The sequence below is a fragment of the Aeromonas sp. PrichA-15 genome, assembly GCF_017939245.1.
Classification (GTDB): Bacteria; Pseudomonadota; Gammaproteobacteria; order Enterobacterales; family Aeromonadaceae; genus Aeromonas; species Aeromonas caviae.
Genome location: NZ_JAGKRH010000028.1, coordinates 1 through 16,058, shown reverse-complemented (window position 1 = coordinate 16,058; position 16,058 = coordinate 1). Strand labels below are relative to the sequence as shown.

Genomic DNA, 16,058 nt, shown 5'->3' with positions numbered 1-16,058 from the left:
CATGAGTGGAGCCGGTATCGACCGGCTACAGGAACATCAGGTCTTGGTTGTCAGTATGTCATGCCAGGACCTATTACCAGGAAATAGGGAAATGACCCAGTCACTGTTTGAACTCGAGCAAAAAACCGATTTCATCCGCCGTCATATCGGCCCGGGTGAGGAAGAACTGCGGGCCCTGCTCGCCACCGTGGGTGCCGAGAGCCTGGACGATCTGATTGAGCAGACGGTCCCCGCCGCCATCCGTCGTCCGGGGCCGCTTGGTATCGGCGCCCCCATGACCGAAGTGGAGGCCCTGGCCAAGCTCAAGGGCTATGCGGCCAAGAACCAGATCGCCAAGAGCTACATCGGCATGGGTTACCACGACACCCATGTGCCCCACGTCATCCTGCGCAACGTGCTGGAAAACCCGGGCTGGTACACCGCCTACACCCCCTATCAGCCCGAGCTGGCCCAGGGCCGTCTCGAAGCCCTGCTCAACTTCCAGCAGCTCACCCTGGATCTCACCGGCATGGATCTGGCGAGCGCCTCCCTGCTCGATGAAGCCACCGCCGCCGCCGAAGCCATGGCGCTGGCCAAGCGCATGGCCAAATCCAAATCCAACCTCTTCTTCGTGGCCGACGATGTTCACCCCCAGGTGATCGACGTGGTCAAGGAGCGCGCGGTCCACTTCGGTTTCGAGGTGGTGGTCGGCCCTGCGGGCGAGGCCGTGAGCGAAGAGGTGTTCGGTGCCATGTTCCAGTACCCGGGCACCACCGGCAATGTGGCCGATCTGCGTTCCCTCATTGCCGCCGTCCAGGCCCAGAAGGGGCTGGCCTGCGTCGGGACCGACATGCTCTCCCTGCTGCTGCTCAAATCCCCGGGTGAACTGGGTGCCGACGTGGTGTTCGGCAGTGCCCAGCGCTTCGGCGTGCCCATGGGTTACGGTGGCCCCCACGCCGCCTTCTTCGCCACCCGCGACGCCTACAAGCGCTCCATGCCGGGTCGCATCATCGGCGTCTCCAAGGATGCCCGTGGCAAGAGCGCCCTGCGCATGGCCATGCAGACCCGCGAGCAGCACATCCGCCGCGAGAAGGCCAACTCCAACATCTGTACCGCCCAGGTGCTGCTGGCCAACATGGCGAGCTTCTACGCCGTTTACCACGGCCCGGTGGGGCTCAAGACTATTGCCTCCCGCGTGCACCGTCTGACCACCATCCTGGCGCTCGGCCTTACCGCCAAGGGCGTGGCCCTCAAGCACGACAGCTGGTTCGATACCCTCACAGTCCTGACGTCGGACAAGGCTGCACTCATTGCCAAGGCCGAAGGGCTCGGCATCAACTTGCGCGCGGATCTCGATGGTGCGGTCGGTGTGTCCCTCTCTGAAACCACCACCCGAGGGGATGTGGCCGAGCTGTTCGACCTGTTCCTTGGGGCGGGTCACGGCCTCGATGTGGAGACCCTCGACCAGGCCGCCCAGACTCATCAGGCGATCCCGCAGGATCTGCTGCGCACCGACGCCGTGCTGACCCACGAGGTGTTCAACAAGTACCACTCCGAGACCGAGATGCTGCGCTACATCCACCGTCTCGAAGCGAAAGATCTGGCCCTGAACTACGCCATGATTTCTCTCGGCTCCTGCACCATGAAGCTCAACGCCACCGCCGAGATGATCCCGGTGACCTGGCCTGAATTCGGCAAGCTGCACCCCTTCGCGCCGCTCAAGCAGACCCAGGGCTACCAGCTGCTGCTGGCAGATCTGGAAGACTGGCTGGTGAAGGTGACCGGCTACGATGCGGTCTGCATGCAGCCCAACTCCGGCGCGCAGGGCGAATACGCGGGCCTGCTCGCCATCAAGAAGTACCACGAGTCTCGCGGCGAGGGGCATCGCGATGTCTGCCTCATCCCGGCCTCTGCCCACGGCACCAACCCGGCCTCCGCCCAGATGGCGGGCCTCAAGGTGATCGTCACCGCCTGTGACAAGGCCGGCAACGTGGATCTGGACGACCTGCGCGCCAAGGCCGCCGAGGTCGGAGACCAGCTCTCCTGCCTGATGGTGACCTACCCCTCCACCCACGGGGTGTACGAGGAGACCATCAAGGAGGTGTGCGACATCGTTCACCAGTATGGTGGTCAGGTGTACCTCGACGGCGCCAACATGAACGCGCAGGTCGGGCTGACGGCACCAGGCTTTATCGGCGCGGACGTGTCTCACCTCAACCTGCACAAGACCTTCGCCATTCCTCATGGCGGTGGCGGTCCGGGCATGGGCCCCATCGGTGTGAAGAAACACCTGGCACCGTTTGTAGCCGGTCACGCCGTGGTCAAGACCGACAAGGAGAGCCGTGACAACGGCGCCGTGTCTGCCGCCCCGTTCGGCTCGGCCAGCATCCTGCCCATCAGCTGGATGTACATCGCCATGCTGGGGGACGAGGGGCTCAAGAAATCCACCCAGGTCGCCATCCTCAACGCCAACTACCTGGCCAAGAAGCTGGGTGAATCCTTCCCCGTGCTCTATACAGGTCGCAACGGCCGGGTGGCCCACGAGTGCATCCTGGACATCCGCCCGCTCAAAGAAGTCAGTGGCATCAGCGAGATGGACGTGGCCAAGCGCCTGATGGACTACGGCTTCCACGCGCCGACCATGAGCTTCCCGGTAGCGGGCACCCTGATGGTCGAGCCGACCGAATCCGAATCCAAGCGCGAGCTGGATCGCTTCGTGGAAGCCATGACCGCCATCCGCGCAGAGATTGCCCGGGTGCAGGACGGTCACTGGAGCCTCGCCGACAACCCCCTGGTCCATGCGCCGCATACCCAGGATGACGTGATGGATGCAGAGTGGAACCGTGGCTACAGCCGCGCCGAGGCGGTCTTCCCATCCGACGCCGTGCGCGCCAGCAAGCTGTGGCCGTCGGTCAACCGCATCGACGACGTCTATGGCGATCGCAACCTGTTCTGCTCCTGCGTGCCCACCGAGGATTACGCCAAGTAATCGCGGCGCCGTGAAGGGCTGACAGCCAATACGCACAAGGCCACCCCCAGGGGTGGCCTTGTTGTGTGTGGCGCCCGCGCGAACGGGCTACTCGCTCCGGCGCGCCGCCTCGATGGTGGCAATGTCAATCTTGTCCATCTGCATCATGGCCTCGAAGGCGCGCCTCGCTGCCTCGGGGTCGGGATCGCTTATCGCCTCGATGAGGACCTGAGGGGTGATCTGCCAGGAGATGCCCCACTTGTCCTGGCACCAGCCGCACTCGCTCGCCTGACCGCCGTTGTCGATGATGGCGTGCCAGTAACGATCCGTCTCGGCCTGGTCCTGGGTAGCCACCTGAAACGAGAAGGCCCAGTTGTGGCGGACCCCGGGCCCGCCGTTGAGGCCGAGGCAGGGGATCCCCATCACCCTGAACTCGACCGTCAGCACGTCCCCTTTCTTGCCGGCGGGATAGTCGGCCGGGGCCCGGTGTACGGCACCGACGGCGGAGTCGGGGAAGAGGCTGGCGTAAAACCGTGCCGCCTCCTCGGCATCCCCGTCATACCAGAGGCAAATCCTGTTCTTGACTGGTCTCATTGTGTCGCAGCTCCATCCTGGTGTTTGTCCTTCGACGCCCGTGAGCGGGCGCCCCGATGGGTATCCTGCCGCCCGCAGCGCCTGCGGCTTCGCTGGGTGGCAAGCCAGCCTGTACGCCGTTTGCCACCCGCTTGGGGCTTGCATGATGGGGTCAAGTGTAGTGGCATGGGGATCCTGGTCACCAGGCCGGGAGCCGGCATGAAGGCCGCAGCAAGAGAGGAGTCTGCCATGGACAGTACCCAGCGATTCTCGACCCGGGTCGAGGCCTATGTGAAGTATCGCCCCAGCTATCCCGTCGCCATGCTGGATTTTCTGGCAAGGGAGCTGGCCATGGGGCCAGAGGCCCAGGTGGCCGACATCGGCGCGGGCACCGGCATCCTGACCGCCCTGCTGGCCCCCCGGGTCGCGCGGGTCTGGGCGGTGGAGCCCAACGACGATATGCGGGCAGCCGCCAAACGGCTGCTCGCCCAGGTGGGGAACATCGGCTGGCTGCACGGCAGTGCGGAAGCCACGGGCCTGCCCACGGGGGCGATGGATCTGGTGACGGTCGCCCAGGCGTTTCACTGGTTCGATCGCGCGGCTTTTCGGCAGGAGTGCCAGCGGCTGCTCAAGCCCGGTGGCCAGGTCGCCCTCATCTGGAATGACAGGCTGACGAACACCCCGTTTCTCAAGGCCTATGAAGAGGGGCTGCACGCCTACTCGGGGGATTACGAGGAGGTCAATCATCGCAACCTCGGTGAGGCGGATTTTCGCGCCTTCTTCACCGGGGAGTACCGGCTCGATCGCTTCGAGAACAGCCAGCTATTCGATCTTGACGGGGTGCTTGGACGGCTCAACTCCTCCTCCTATGCGCCTGTGGCGGGCACGCCGGCCCACGATCAGATGACGGCGCTCGTTCGCCGCGAGTTTGCTCGCCATGCCGTTGACGGCAAGATAGCCTTCAACTATTGCACTCTGGTCTACAGTGGCCGGGTGTAGCCCCGTTCAGCGCTGACATCCGCAGTGAAAAGGCCCCCGCCAGTGATGGCGAGGGCCTTGTTTCATTTTGGCGGTCTGTATCCGGGCGATGCGAAAGAGACCGTCGCGCGGCGAAGGGGCGGTATCAGCCCTGATCGATGCTGAGAATGGCCATGGCCTTGGCCAGAGTATCGACCGATTCCTGATGCTTGCCCGCGTTGTGCAGGGTCTCTCCGTTCGCCCTCAACTGCTTCACCTCGGCCAGTTGCTCGGCACTGAGGGCGGGGCCTGCGGCCAGGGCGTCGTCTATCTTCTTCATGTCCATGGGGCATCATTTTCTAAGTCCATGAAAATCCTGAAAAGTCCCTCTGGGCCGCGCCGTAACTGAATCTAGCCTTTCCAGGTTGTCCGAAATAATCCGGTAATGTTTGGGGGGAGCTACCCCAAAATGTACCATTGCGCGTACCACTGGGATCGGCCCGTGGTACATCAGCGAGGTAACATCATGGACACCATCACCGCCACCGTGACAATCATCGGCATCGCCTGGATGATCAGGAACCATTACCGCGAGAAGGCCGCATATGAGGCGCGGAAAAGGGCCGCCGAGGCTCACGCTGCCGAGCAAGCCCTCCGCATCACCATGATCGCCGAGGCTACGGCAGCCGGTGACATGGAGGCCGCCGAGCAGTTGACTATCGACTGGGCTATTGCCAACAAGTTTGGCCCGACCCTGTAACCGACCGGAGTAGATGTCATGAAATTACTGAACAACATCGCACTGGTCGGCCTGCTGTCCGCTCTGAGCGCCCCCTCCATGGCCGCACAGGCGCCAGCCTACAAGCAGGCTATCAGGTACTCGACATGGGCCGAGGTGTGCGCCTCCGAGCAGCGCAACCTTGAGGACGGATGGCAAGCCCTATCCAAGGAGATGGCGGCTGCGGCGATCACCCTTCTACATGATCAGGCGTATACCAGAGAGCAGATCAGCGAACAAATCACATGGCAGTCGGCCTGGGCTTCTGGCTACCTTGCCGGGGCCTACAATAACCCCATTGATTTCTGCGAATCCCTGTGGCGCACATGGTCAGAGGACACTGGCTGGATCCTGACCAAAGCCAAGGCGGTGAAGTAATGGCCCTGAAGCCGCTGACCGATAGCGCCGTGAAGACGGCCAAGTTTGACCCCAACACTCCAGCCAACAACACCCGCCGCGACGGCTCCGGCCTGGAGCTGCGGATCAGCAAGTCCAGCAAGTCCTGGGTGTTCAAGTACGTGAGCCCCACCAGCGGCAAGAGGACCAATATGGGATTCGGCCAATACCCTGATGTCGGCCTCGCCCTGGCTCGCCAGATGCGCCAGGATGCGCGAGCCTTGATTGCCCAGGGGGTTGACCCGGCAGCCGACCGGAAGGCCCGCCAGGAGGCGGAGAGGGTCGCCCAGGTAAACACCTTCGGGGCGCTGGTGGCCCAGCTCATGGAGTTGAAGGCAGCGGAACACACGCCCAAGCACTGCGGAGAGGTCCAGGCGCGGTTTGACCTGCACATTCTTCCGGGCTTGGGCAAGGTCCAGATAGCCGACGTCCGGGCTCCTGCTGTGATCGCCATGCTCCGTCCGCTGGAGGTTGCGGGCAAGCTGGACACCCTCAAGCGGTGTTGCGCCAACATCAACGAGGTGATGACCTACGCTGTCAACTTCGGCCTGATAGACGCCAACCCATGCGCGGGCATCAAGCAGGTGTTCAAGAAGGTAAAGCGGGAGAACAACCCGCACCTACCCATGGAGGGGATCGCGGAGCTGGTGGGAGCCATAGATACCGGGTCCATGGAATTTCTGACCCGCTCCGCCCTGCTGCTACAGCTCCACACCCTGACCAGACCTGCGGAGACTGCTGGCGCGAGGTGGGAGGAGATCGACGAGGAGGCCCGCACCTGGACCATACCCGCGAGCAGGATGAAGGCTGGCAAAGAGCACATCATCCCCCTGACCGATTCAACCCTGGCGATCCTGGCCGAGCTGCGGCGTCTCACTGGAAACCGTGAACACCTGTTCCCGAACAGGGGGAAGCCGCTGGAGCACATGCACCCGTCAACGCTCAACATCACGCTTAAGCGCCTTGGCTTCCAGGATCGCCAGACGGCGCACGGGGTCAGGGCGCTAGGGTCAACCACCCTGAATGAGGCCGGATTCAACCATATGGTGGTGGAGGCTGCGCTCGCTCACGGCCTGCAAGACAAGGTGGCGGCGTCTTACAACCATGCCAACCACCTGACCCAGCGCGTTGTGATGATGGCGTGGTGGTCTGCCCACATTGAGCGAGCGAGGGCGGGGGTGTTCAACCTGGAGGCCGGGCGGCGAGGGCTGGAGTTGGTGGCGTGAAACTGGGAGCTTAGGCTCCCTTTCTTATGCCCGCATCGCTGGTGGTCGAATCCCCTTGCGCATCAGGGACATGGGGAGGGTGGCACAATAACGGACCGATGCCCGGTTTGTCTCGTTATCCCAGTTCGTCCAGGATACGCCCATTGAAGCGAGGGCAATCCAGCCCCGCACCAGAGGAACGCATCATGCCCCAACTTCTCCGCATCAAGTCTGTTCTGGCAAAAACCGGCCTGTCCCGCTCCACCATGTACGTGCTGATCGCCGATGGCCGCTTCCCGGCTCCGGTGAAGCTGTCCGCCCGCTGCTCCGCATGGCCGAGTGACGCCGTGGATGCCTGGATCGCCTCCCGCATCGCTGGCTAGTACCACCAGCCGCACCAGCGGTATTCCCCAAGTCCGGGGAATCCTTCCTAATCAGCCACATAGGCGCCGCCCCTGACTGTCTGGGTGGCATAGAGAGAGACCATGAGTAATGGAGGGTTTCGTAATGGCACAGCGCCGCATTTTGGAGATGTTCGAGAAAGACCCGGCGGGGTCGCACCTGTACGCCCGACTTCTGCGCGAGGCCGCAATCAAGGATCGCACTGTTACGGCTTGCGGCCAGACAGTCCACCTTAAGCGGGGTCAATTGGTATTCGGTCGGGCCCAATGGGCAGACAAAACTGGCATCAGTCAGGACGTAATCCGGCGCATCATGAAGCAACTTGCAGACGCCGGGGAAATCACCCAGCAAAACCGAGCTAAATTTTCAATAATATCAATGCGTTCGCTGGAGAATGCCCCAGCAGAGCCCCAGCAAGGCCCCGGCAAAAGCCCAGCAGAGCCCCACAGTAAGAATAATGAACACAGGGATAAAGAAGATGGTAGTTCAACAGATCTTGTCGCTGGCGCGACGAAAAAGTTGGTGCAGGAGCTGGACTGGTCGCCTATCAACCTGACACCCGAACACATCGACGCCGTGAAGGCGATCAGGAGGAAGCATGGCAGCAAGGGCAAGGTCAGTCAGAGGGTGATAGGCATCCTGGCCCAGGAGTTTGCCAAGGCGAGGGCTGGTGGCCTATCTGACGAGCAAATCATAGGTGAATGGGATACCAGGGGCTGGACAGGGTTCAAGGCTGAATGGGTGCTAAAGAGCTACCAGCAGAACAGGCCCGCACCATCGTCCATGCAAAACCGTGTTTATCAGTTAACAGCCACCCCGGCTGATGTGGAATTCGCAAACCAGTATCTGGAGGAATCGTTTTGACAACACCAGCAATCCCCGGCCAGGGCCACCAGCAGATCGTGGCAGCCCTTGACCTCACAGTGATGGCGAAGCTGTTTGAACAGCTCAAGATCATCTTCCCTGCATGGCACACTGCATGGCCGAACGAGGAGCAGCAGCAGAGGGCGCGAATGGAATGGCTCAAGGCGTTCGGTGAGAACGGGATCACCACCCGCGAGCAGCTTGGGCGAGGCATGACCAAGGCCAGGGCGCACAACTCCCCCTTCCTGCCATCGGTGGGGACGTTCATCGCGTGGTGCAAGGTGTCAGCAACTGACCTCTGCCTCCCTGACGATGACGAGGCGGCCCGCATGGCAAGCAGGCGCGACCCCCTGGCCCCGGCTGCCGTCAAGCTCGCTGCCAGGGCCTGTAAGTGGCATGGCGGCAACGTCAAGGCGGACGAGTGGGAGAGGTTGTTTAAGCGCAAATACGACGAGCTAGTGGCCCGTGCTGCTGGTGGTGCAGATCTGGACGCCGAGTGGCAGGCCATCAAGGGTCGGAAGGGCATCGAGCACAAGCCAGCCGAGCTGACCGAGGATGAACGCCTTGCCATCCTCGCCAAGTACCGACCGAAGCGGGGCGGGTAAGCACACCACAAAGACGGTTTTCCCAGTGTGGAGGTAACCCTAACCTCCTCGGGCCCACGGACGAGGCCTTGGCGCTTGACGCCCTTCACTGCGAAAGCCAGTTTTGCACTACACCGCCCAACCGGACGCCCCCGGCCAGTTCTGGCCCCTGTTCCCCATGCTCTATAGGCAGCGAGGGGACGCGGGCAAGTGATTGATTCGTAGGAACAATGAAAATAATCGGGCTGGGTCGTGGTGTCAGTAGTGGTACACCGCCCCCTGGTTACTTCCACCAACCCGATTTGTAACCGCCCCCCGCCCCCTGGCACACTGCACCCAGTCTCGCTGACTACTCTTGCCCGCCATCGGCTCCCCGCCCTGGCGGGCTTTCTTTTGCCTGCCCACCAGCCAGATTTGTATCCAACGGGCCCGTTCCAGTACATTACCCGGACAATTATGATGACCGTTCATCATAAGCTGACCATTTATCACTCAAACGAGGCCATACCATGAGCACCGACCTGCGCGAATCCGACTACCAACAAGCCATCGACCTGGAGAACGCCAAGCCTGACGCCCTCCAGCGTGACCAGAACCTGATCGCCTGGGCCCAGGGCAATATCGACCGCCTGCGCAACCCGGAGGCCAGCAAGGTGCGTGACGCCTTCCTGGCACACCAGAACGCCAACGGCGTAGGCAACGAGAAAGACCCGCTGCCCCAGATGACAAAATACCTCGCCGGGTGTATCGCACGTTGCCGCCCGAAGGGCTACACGGGTCGGCATTGATGGGCCGCGCACTGGACTGGCTGCTGGGTCGCTCCCACCAGCCGAAAGGGGTCCAAGCCGTCCAAGTGGTGCAGGTGAACGCCGCTCCCGAGCCAGACGGACGCCTGCGCCGGGTCTGCAAGTGGTGCAAGCGCTCTCGCCCCCTGCTTGAGGTCGGCCTGTCTGGCCTCTGCCAGGACTGCCAGAAGGTGCATGACCGCCGCGAGGCTTCCCAGGCCCGCATGAGGGCCCGCCCATGATCCCCTGGCTGTTCTACCTGCTGCTCGGCGCCTGGATTGCCCTGGTCGCTGCTGGTGGACTGGGCATCTACTGACGGTTGAGCAGCGAGACAAGGCCGCCAAGTCATTGATTTCATTGATAGCGCAAAACTGCATTATCGCCCACTGGCCCCGCTGGTGGTACAAGCGAGAGACACACATGAACGATGTAACCAACTTCCCCGCCGACTTCGGCAAGGGCCTCACCGCCAAACAGGCCATCAAGGCCAAGGCCCTGTCCGAGCGCACCAATGATGAAATCCTGGCCGCCGTGATCGCCGACCTGTCAGCCCTGCCATCCCGCACCTTCGGCAATGAGGCCATCCACCAGCGAGCCTTGGGCGACCTGCGCCACCTGCGCCAGCGCCTGCGTAAGGGGGGTGCATGACCGTAGCCAAGCCCCTGCGCATCAAGGACCGCGCTTGCCTGGAACTCTGGATCGAGACGGGCAACCTGACCGAGGCATACCGGACCCACATTGCCCGCGAGCCGGACAGTCCCCACGTTCGCCAGAGGGCCAGCGACTGGGCCAGCCAACCCCACATCAAGGACGCCGTGAACAAGGCCCGGAGCGCTGTTATCGAAGTCCAGTTCGGTGACGCGAAAGGGTTGCTGGTGGAGCAGGTCCGGCGCCTGGACAAGATCTACAACCTGGGTATCAAGATCAGCCCGGAAGGCACCCCGAACAGCCTCCCGGCAGCCCTGGGCGCCACGGTCGCCATGTCCCGGCTGTTTGCTGACTCGCCCATGTCGGGGATGACGAAACTCCAGCTCCTCAAGCTCTGGGGTGAAATCAAGGGTGACCTTGACCTGCCCTACGCTGCCAAGGAAGCCGTTACCCGCTCTATCCTGGCAGGGGAGGCCATCTAAATGCGCCTTGTTGACCTGACCGCCCTGGAGGCGCCGGAGGGCGAGCAGACCCGGAGCCGATGGGTTGTCGTCTCCGAGTACCTGGACCGCGATCCCCGCACCTCCTACCACGGTGCCCTTGACGAGGCCCTGGGAGCCATTGCCCTGCGCTCCGGCGCCACCCGGCAGGGGCTGACCCTGGAGAGCTTCAACGACTTCGGGGACGCCTACCCCTGGCCCGTGTGGTTGTGGGAAGCGGGCGAGCTGCTGGCCCCCGAGCGTGTCGCGCTTGAGGTGCTGGTGGCTGATGCTGGCGACCGATACACCCCCGGCGAGCTGTCCCTGGTCGCCGGATACCGCTTCCCTGGTAACAGGGTCCATATGGATGTGCCATAGCGCGTCGCTGCGTGAAATCCTGGGGGCAATGACCTCCGCAACCCTGAAAACTTCGCATAGGAGCGCGTGATACCCGGCCAGGATGGCCCCAATCTGGAGGTCCTAACCAATGTTTGCCGCCGCCCTGCCGTTCCCGTCCCTTCCCCGTCCTGCTGGCCTCGCCACGCCGCATCAGGCGCTGTCCGCGAGCGTGGGCAATGCCATCATAGCCACCAGCTTTACGGCTCACGTGAGAGCCTGCTATGGGGCTTCCTTCTCACGCAAAAACAAGTCGAAACGAGCAGGGAGGAAACCCGTTCGCAAGGTTGCCATGCAGACGGTTGCCGCTGTCTCCGCTCCGGGCGTTGTGAGCGCTCTACCCGGTGAGCTGGTGGCCGTGGCTGATGCTGTGTGCATGATCTTGGGTGTCGGCACCATGAAGCGGGTGGAGCAGCCCAAGGCACCGACCAGACCCGGCAAACCTGCCCTGGGTATCGGCGCTGACGCCCTGGCCCGGATCCGGGTTGATGAAGCGAGCGATGCGTGGTGCGCGGTGGCGCAAGACATCCCCAAGCGGGCCGGGGCCAGGGTGAAGGCCAGGGCGAAGGCGTGGAAGGCGTGGGAGGGTACGGCGGGGGCGCTGTCTTGACCCATCAGCGGGAAAATGTACCACGGCCAGTACCATGAACCCGGCGCGTCACCACTCTATGCCGCGCCGTTGCTGGCCTTGCTGGTCCCCGTCTCGCTGTCCATGGGGCAGTGGAAGGCGAGGGCGCTGCCGCAAAAGAGCAGGGCGGCCAACAACAGCATGAGTCTCATCTTTCGGATCTCCATGTGGGGTTCCCGTCAAGCATAGCCCCGCAGGGGGAGGGCATTCGGGTTGAAGGGGGCGGGAGGCAGGGGCTACCATGACCCTTTTATTGCGAGGAGACTCCATGGCACTGACAAGGTTGCTGTCCCCCCTGACCAGTCTGGTGATCTTCATTCTGGGTCACGGTCTGTTCAATACCCTGCTGACGGTGCGTCTCTCCGCCGAGCAGGTGTCCGCCCAGGCCATCGGTCTGGTGTCGGCTGCCTATTTCGGCGGCCTGGTGCTGGGGACCTTCATCAATGCCCGCCTCATCATCCGGGTGGGGCATATCCGGGCCTATGCGGCTTATGCCTCCCTGCTCTGTTTTCTGTTTCTGCTGCACGGCATGGTGGTGGAGCCTGTCACCTGGGCGGCGCTGCGGCTGATCGGGGGTTTGCCACCGGCGGCCTGTTCGTGGTGCTGGAGTCCTGGATGCTGGTCTCAAGCACCCCGGCGAACCGGGGGCGGTTGATGTCCCTCTACATGATCCTGCTGTACGGTTCACTTGCCCTGGGCCAGCTGCTGCTCAAGCAGGTGGACCCCATGGTGCTGACGCCGTTCGCCCTGTGCGCCATGGCGGCGACTCTCTCCGTGGTGCCTCTGGCTCTCTCCCGAGTGGCGACGCCGGCCATGGTGGCACCCCAGCCGGTGGGAATGCTGGAGCTGGTGCGCCTCACTCCGGCGGGGATGGGCAGCAGCTTTACCTCGGGCCTCATCCTCGGGGCCATCTATGGGCTGTTGCCGCTCTATTTCACCGACAGCGGTGCCTCCCTCTCCCAGGTGGCGGACATGATGGCGCTGGTGATCCTGGGGGGGATGTGTCTGCAATATCCTATCGGACGTGCATCTGATCGTTACGACAGACGGTTGGTGATCCTGCTGCTCTGCGCCCTGCTGACCCTGATCGCGTTGTGGATGGTGCTGCTGCCGGAGCCCTGGCGTGAGCCAGTCGAGGGGACTCTTGTCTTCCTGCTGGGGGGCATGGCGTTCTCCATCTATCCCTTGAGCCTCAGCCATGCCTGCGATGAACTGCGCCCGGATCAGGTGCTGGGGGCAAACCAGGGGTTGCTGCTTGCCTACAGCCTGGGGGCCATGACGGGTCCGCTGCTGGCCCCCTTTACCATGGCAACGTTCGGACCACAGGGGCTGTTCGTCTACTTTGCCCTGTGCGGTCTGCTGCTGTCGGCCTATCTCGGCTGGCGCAGGCGTAAGCGAGCCCCCATTCCGCTGACGGAGCATCAGGTTTTCATGCCGGTGCCCCCCAACACCCCCATGACGGCGGAGCTGGAGCCAAGAACGGATCTGGAAGGGGAGGCAGTGCCGGCGAGCTATGCCGTGCCTGATGCAGAAGAGAGAGCGGTGAGTGAAGAGGGGCAGGAGAGGGACGCGCCGCAGGGGCGTTGAAGGCTGCCGACCCAACGACAGGGATAAAAAAACCGACTCCAGGGAGTCGGTTTTTTGTTGGGCGGCGGTTATCAGGCGGTGGCATCGGCCTGGGTAGCTTGTGCTTCCGGCGCCGGGTTGCGAATGAGGTAATCAAACGCACCCAGGGCGGCGGTGGCACCTGCCCCCATGGAGATGATGATCTGCTTGAACGGTACCGTGGTGGCATCCCCTGCGGCATAGACGCCGGGCAGGGAGGTGGCACCCTTGGTGTCGATCTCGATTTCGCCAAAGCGGGTCAGGGCCACTTCGCTCCCCTTGAGGAACTCGGTGTTCGGCACCAGGCCTATCTGGACGAATATGCCGGCCACCGCCAGATGCTTGATCTCGCCGGTGGTGCGATCTTCGTAGTCCATGCCCACCACCTTGCTGCCGTCGCCGATGACTTCGGTGGTGCGGGCGCTCATGATGATGTCGATATTGCCCATGGAACGGGCCTTCTTCTGCAACACGTCGTCGGCACGCAGGGTATCGGCGAACTCCACCACGGTGACGTGCTCGACGATGCCGGCCAGATCGATGGCCGCCTCGATGCCGGAGTTGCCGCCACCGATTACCGCCACGCGCTTGCCCTTGAAGAAGGGGCCGTCACAGTGGGGGCAGTAGGCCACACCCTTGGTACGGTACTCGAGTTCACCCGGCACGTTCAGGTCGCGCCAGCGGGCACCGGTCGCCAGGATCACGGCGCGGCTCTTCAAGGTGGCACCGGAGGCGAGATCCACGTTGACGTAACCATCCTTGCTGATGGCGGCGGCACGCTGCTCGGTGATCACTTCCACGCCGTACTGCTTGACGTGCTGCTCCAGGCTGGCGGCCAGCTTGGGGCCCTCGGTGTAGGGCACGGAGATGAAGTTCTCGATGCCGACGGTGTCCATCACCTGGCCACCGAAACGTTCGGCGACAATGGCGGTGCGAATGCCTTTGCGGGCGGCATAGATGGCCGCGGCGGCGCCGGCCGGGCCACCGCCCACCACCAGCATGTCATAAGGCGCTTTTTCGCTCAGCTCTTGCGCCTTGCGCTCGGCAGCGCCGGTGTCGAGTTTGGCGACGATCTCTTCCAGCGAAATACGGCCCTGGCTGAACGGCTGACCGTTCAGGTAGACGTTCGGGACCGCCATGATTTGACGCTCGTTCACCTCATCCTGGAACAGGGCACCGTCGATCATGGTGTGGGTGATGCCGGGATTCAGAGTGGACATCAGGTTCAGGGCCTGTACCACGTCCGGACAGTTGTGGCAGGAGAGTGAAATATAGGTCTCGAAGTGGAACTCGCCCTTGAGGTTCTTCACCTGCTCCAGCACGGCCGGATCGGCCTTGGAGGGGTGACCGCCGCTTTGCAGCAGGGCGAGCACCAGGGAGGTGAATTCATGACCCATGGGAATGCCGGCAAAGTGCACGCGCGGGGCCTGGCCCTGGGGCGCGATGCTCATGGAAGGCTTGCGGGCATTGGTGCCATCGGTCAGGGAAATTTTGGGGGACATCTCGGCAATCTCGCTGGCCAATGCCAGGAGTTCGGCGGATTTGTCGCTGTCATTGCCGGACACGCTGATCTCGATGGGATTGACGATGTACTGCAAGTAACCGTTGAGTTGTTGTTTGAGGTTGGTATCTAACATGGTCGAATTCCTTCTTGCTGAATGCGGGCCGGCACGATGACCGGATACAGAAAACAGAGGTCCACACAGCAGACCGGCGCATTTTCTGAGGGCCGTAAACAAGACCGGCCCTTGAACGGGCCGGTCTTCAGAGCGGGGAGGCTTAGATTTTGCCTACCAGATCCAGGGACGGGGCCAGGGTGGCGTCGCCTTCTTTCCACTTGGCCGGGCACACTTCACCCGGGTGGGAAGCAACGTACTGGGCAGCCTTGACCTTGCGCAGCAGTTCCAGTGCGTCACGGCCGATGCCGCCAGCGTTGATTTCAACGATCTGGATGACGCCTTGCGGGTCGATGACGAAGGTACCGCGGTCAGCCAGGCCAGCTTCTTCGATCATCACGCCGAAGTTGCGAGTGATGGTGCCGGTGGGGTCGCCGATCATCGGGTACTGGATCTTCTGGATGGTGTCAGAAGTGTCGTGCCAGGCCTTGTGGGTGAAGTGGGTGTCGGTGGAGACGGCGTAGATCTCGACGCCCAGCTTCTGGAATTCGGCGTAGTTGTCGGCCAGGTCGCCCAGCTCGGTCGGGCAGACGAAGGTGAAATCAGCCGGGTAGAAGAACACCACGGACCACTTGCCTTTCAGGTCAGCGTCAGACACCTGAACGAATTTGCCATTGTGGTAGGCGGTGGCGTTGAACGGCTTGATTTCAGTGTTGATGTAGGTAGACATGTATTTGCTCCTTGGTGATGTACATATGCCTGTCTGGTGTTGAAGAGTCGTGCCAGACGAGGCGCTTAACTTTCGATGGAGTCATCATAGTGACTTTTTCTAATCGGTCAAAGCCACAATTTTGAATCACATAAATCTATTTATTAGATAGACCATCACAACTGTACCTAACATGAATATCTCAGGCCTTCGGAGATAACTCATTGTCGAAGTTCAATTTCTGTCCTGCATGTCACATTTTCAAGGGCTGGGCCGGATTTGTTTTCATTGCGTGAGCAGAGAAGGGGGCAGACGAGGCGGCGCAGTAGAAAAAAGAGGGATAAAAAAAGGTTCTTCGCGGGATCCTGGGAAAGTGGAAGTTGACAGACAGGGTGCTGGTAAACTGGTTGTCTCCAAACACACCACCACCATCACCCTGCTGTCGCCGTGCATCATATTGATATTGCCTCCTTCTGGCCAGGTTAT

The 16,058-nt window shown here is 62.2% G+C and carries 19 protein-coding genes and 1 pseudogene; 15 read left to right on the top strand and 5 right to left on the bottom strand.

Features of this window, described 5'->3' with window-relative positions; all coding sequences use genetic code 11:
* The first annotated feature begins 91 nt into the window (after positions 1-91).
* Complete coding sequence (gene gcvP, locus J9889_RS04715) at positions 92-2,968, top strand: aminomethyl-transferring glycine dehydrogenase (protein WP_210556050.1); 2,877 nt, start codon at positions 92-94, stop codon at positions 2,966-2,968.
* 87 nt (positions 2,969-3,055) lie between these two features.
* Here the strand turns inward: gcvP and J9889_RS04710 are convergent, their stop codons facing one another.
* Positions 3,056-3,541 carry a VOC family protein gene (locus tag J9889_RS04710; RefSeq protein ID WP_052816421.1) on the bottom strand — a complete coding sequence of 162 codons (486 nt, stop codon included), beginning with the start codon at positions 3,539-3,541 and terminating at the stop codon, positions 3,056-3,058.
* Positions 3,542-3,769: 228 nt separating this feature from the next.
* Between J9889_RS04710 and J9889_RS04705 the strand changes: the two genes are divergently transcribed.
* Positions 3,770-4,519: a class I SAM-dependent methyltransferase gene (locus J9889_RS04705; RefSeq protein ID WP_052816420.1), complete on the top strand. Its 750-nt coding sequence runs from the start codon at positions 3,770-3,772 to the stop codon at positions 4,517-4,519.
* Positions 4,520-4,643: 124 nt separating this feature from the next.
* Here the strand turns inward: J9889_RS04705 and J9889_RS04700 are convergent, their stop codons facing one another.
* A complete protein-coding gene (locus J9889_RS04700) occupies positions 4,644-4,823 on the bottom strand; it encodes a hypothetical protein (protein WP_210556049.1) in 180 nt (59 codons plus the stop codon).
* Positions 4,824-5,003: 180 nt separating this feature from the next.
* Here J9889_RS04700 and J9889_RS04695 point away from each other — a divergent pair, with 180 nt between their 5' ends.
* From J9889_RS04695 to J9889_RS04635, 13 genes and pseudogenes are all read left to right on the top strand, one after another.
* Positions 5,004-5,237 (top strand): hypothetical protein, encoded by a 234-nt coding sequence (locus J9889_RS04695; RefSeq protein WP_210556048.1) that lies wholly within the window; start codon positions 5,004-5,006, stop codon positions 5,235-5,237.
* Positions 5,238-5,255: 18 nt separating this feature from the next.
* On the top strand, positions 5,256-5,633 hold the full coding sequence (locus J9889_RS04690; RefSeq protein WP_210556047.1) for a hypothetical protein: 378 nt from the start codon (positions 5,256-5,258) through the stop codon (positions 5,631-5,633).
* A complete protein-coding gene (locus J9889_RS04685; protein ID WP_210556046.1) occupies positions 5,633-6,877 on the top strand; it encodes an integrase arm-type DNA-binding domain-containing protein in 1,245 nt (414 codons plus the stop codon). Before J9889_RS04690 ends, J9889_RS04685 begins: the two co-directional genes overlap by 1 nt.
* A 185-nt stretch (positions 6,878-7,062) precedes the next feature.
* Entirely contained in the window at positions 7,063-7,239 is a 177-nt protein-coding gene (locus J9889_RS04680) for an AlpA family transcriptional regulator (protein WP_210556045.1), read from the top strand.
* A gap of 124 nt (positions 7,240-7,363) precedes the next feature.
* The gene (locus J9889_RS04675; RefSeq protein ID WP_210556044.1) at positions 7,364-8,122 is read left to right on the top strand and encodes a hypothetical protein; all 759 of its coding nucleotides are present in this window, start codon (positions 7,364-7,366) and stop codon (positions 8,120-8,122) included.
* Positions 8,119-8,727: a replication protein P gene (locus J9889_RS04670; protein ID WP_210556043.1), complete on the top strand. Its 609-nt coding sequence runs from the start codon at positions 8,119-8,121 to the stop codon at positions 8,725-8,727. The genes J9889_RS04675 and J9889_RS04670 overlap by 4 nt, the downstream gene beginning before the upstream one ends.
* Before the next feature lie 488 nt (positions 8,728-9,215).
* Positions 9,216-9,494: a hypothetical protein gene (locus J9889_RS04665; RefSeq protein ID WP_210556042.1), complete on the top strand. Its 279-nt coding sequence runs from the start codon at positions 9,216-9,218 to the stop codon at positions 9,492-9,494.
* On the top strand, positions 9,494-9,733 hold the full coding sequence (locus tag J9889_RS04660) for a hypothetical protein (RefSeq protein ID WP_210556041.1): 240 nt from the start codon (positions 9,494-9,496) through the stop codon (positions 9,731-9,733). The genes J9889_RS04665 and J9889_RS04660 overlap by 1 nt, the downstream gene beginning before the upstream one ends.
* 178 nt (positions 9,734-9,911) lie before the next feature.
* On the top strand, positions 9,912-10,139 hold the full coding sequence (locus tag J9889_RS04655) for a hypothetical protein (RefSeq protein ID WP_210556040.1): 228 nt from the start codon (positions 9,912-9,914) through the stop codon (positions 10,137-10,139).
* Positions 10,136-10,621, top strand: a complete 486-nt coding sequence (locus J9889_RS04650) for a hypothetical protein (protein ID WP_210556039.1) — start codon at positions 10,136-10,138, stop codon at positions 10,619-10,621. The genes J9889_RS04655 and J9889_RS04650 overlap by 4 nt, the downstream gene beginning before the upstream one ends.
* Positions 10,622-10,996, top strand: a complete 375-nt coding sequence (locus J9889_RS04645) for a hypothetical protein (protein WP_210556038.1) — start codon at positions 10,622-10,624, stop codon at positions 10,994-10,996. It begins immediately after the preceding gene.
* 310 nt (positions 10,997-11,306) lie between these two features.
* Entirely contained in the window at positions 11,307-11,624 is a 318-nt protein-coding gene (locus tag J9889_RS04640; RefSeq protein WP_210556037.1) for a hypothetical protein, read from the top strand.
* 286 nt (positions 11,625-11,910) lie between these two features.
* Positions 11,911-13,229: pseudogene (locus J9889_RS04635) on the top strand (MFS transporter).
* A 71-nt stretch (positions 13,230-13,300) separates the two neighbouring features.
* Here the strand turns inward: J9889_RS04635 and ahpF are convergent.
* The 3 genes from ahpF to J9889_RS04620 form a co-directional block, all read right to left on the bottom strand.
* Positions 13,301-14,884, bottom strand: a complete 1,584-nt coding sequence (gene ahpF / locus J9889_RS04630) for an alkyl hydroperoxide reductase subunit F (protein WP_052816412.1) — start codon at positions 14,882-14,884, stop codon at positions 13,301-13,303.
* A 142-nt stretch (positions 14,885-15,026) separates the two neighbouring features.
* On the bottom strand, positions 15,027-15,593 hold the full coding sequence (gene ahpC / locus J9889_RS04625; protein ID WP_010675074.1) for an alkyl hydroperoxide reductase subunit C: 567 nt from the start codon (positions 15,591-15,593) through the stop codon (positions 15,027-15,029).
* 232 nt (positions 15,594-15,825) lie between these two features.
* The coding region (locus tag J9889_RS04620) for a hypothetical protein (RefSeq protein ID WP_210556036.1) at positions 15,826-16,058 on the bottom strand (233 nt) is incomplete at its 5' end.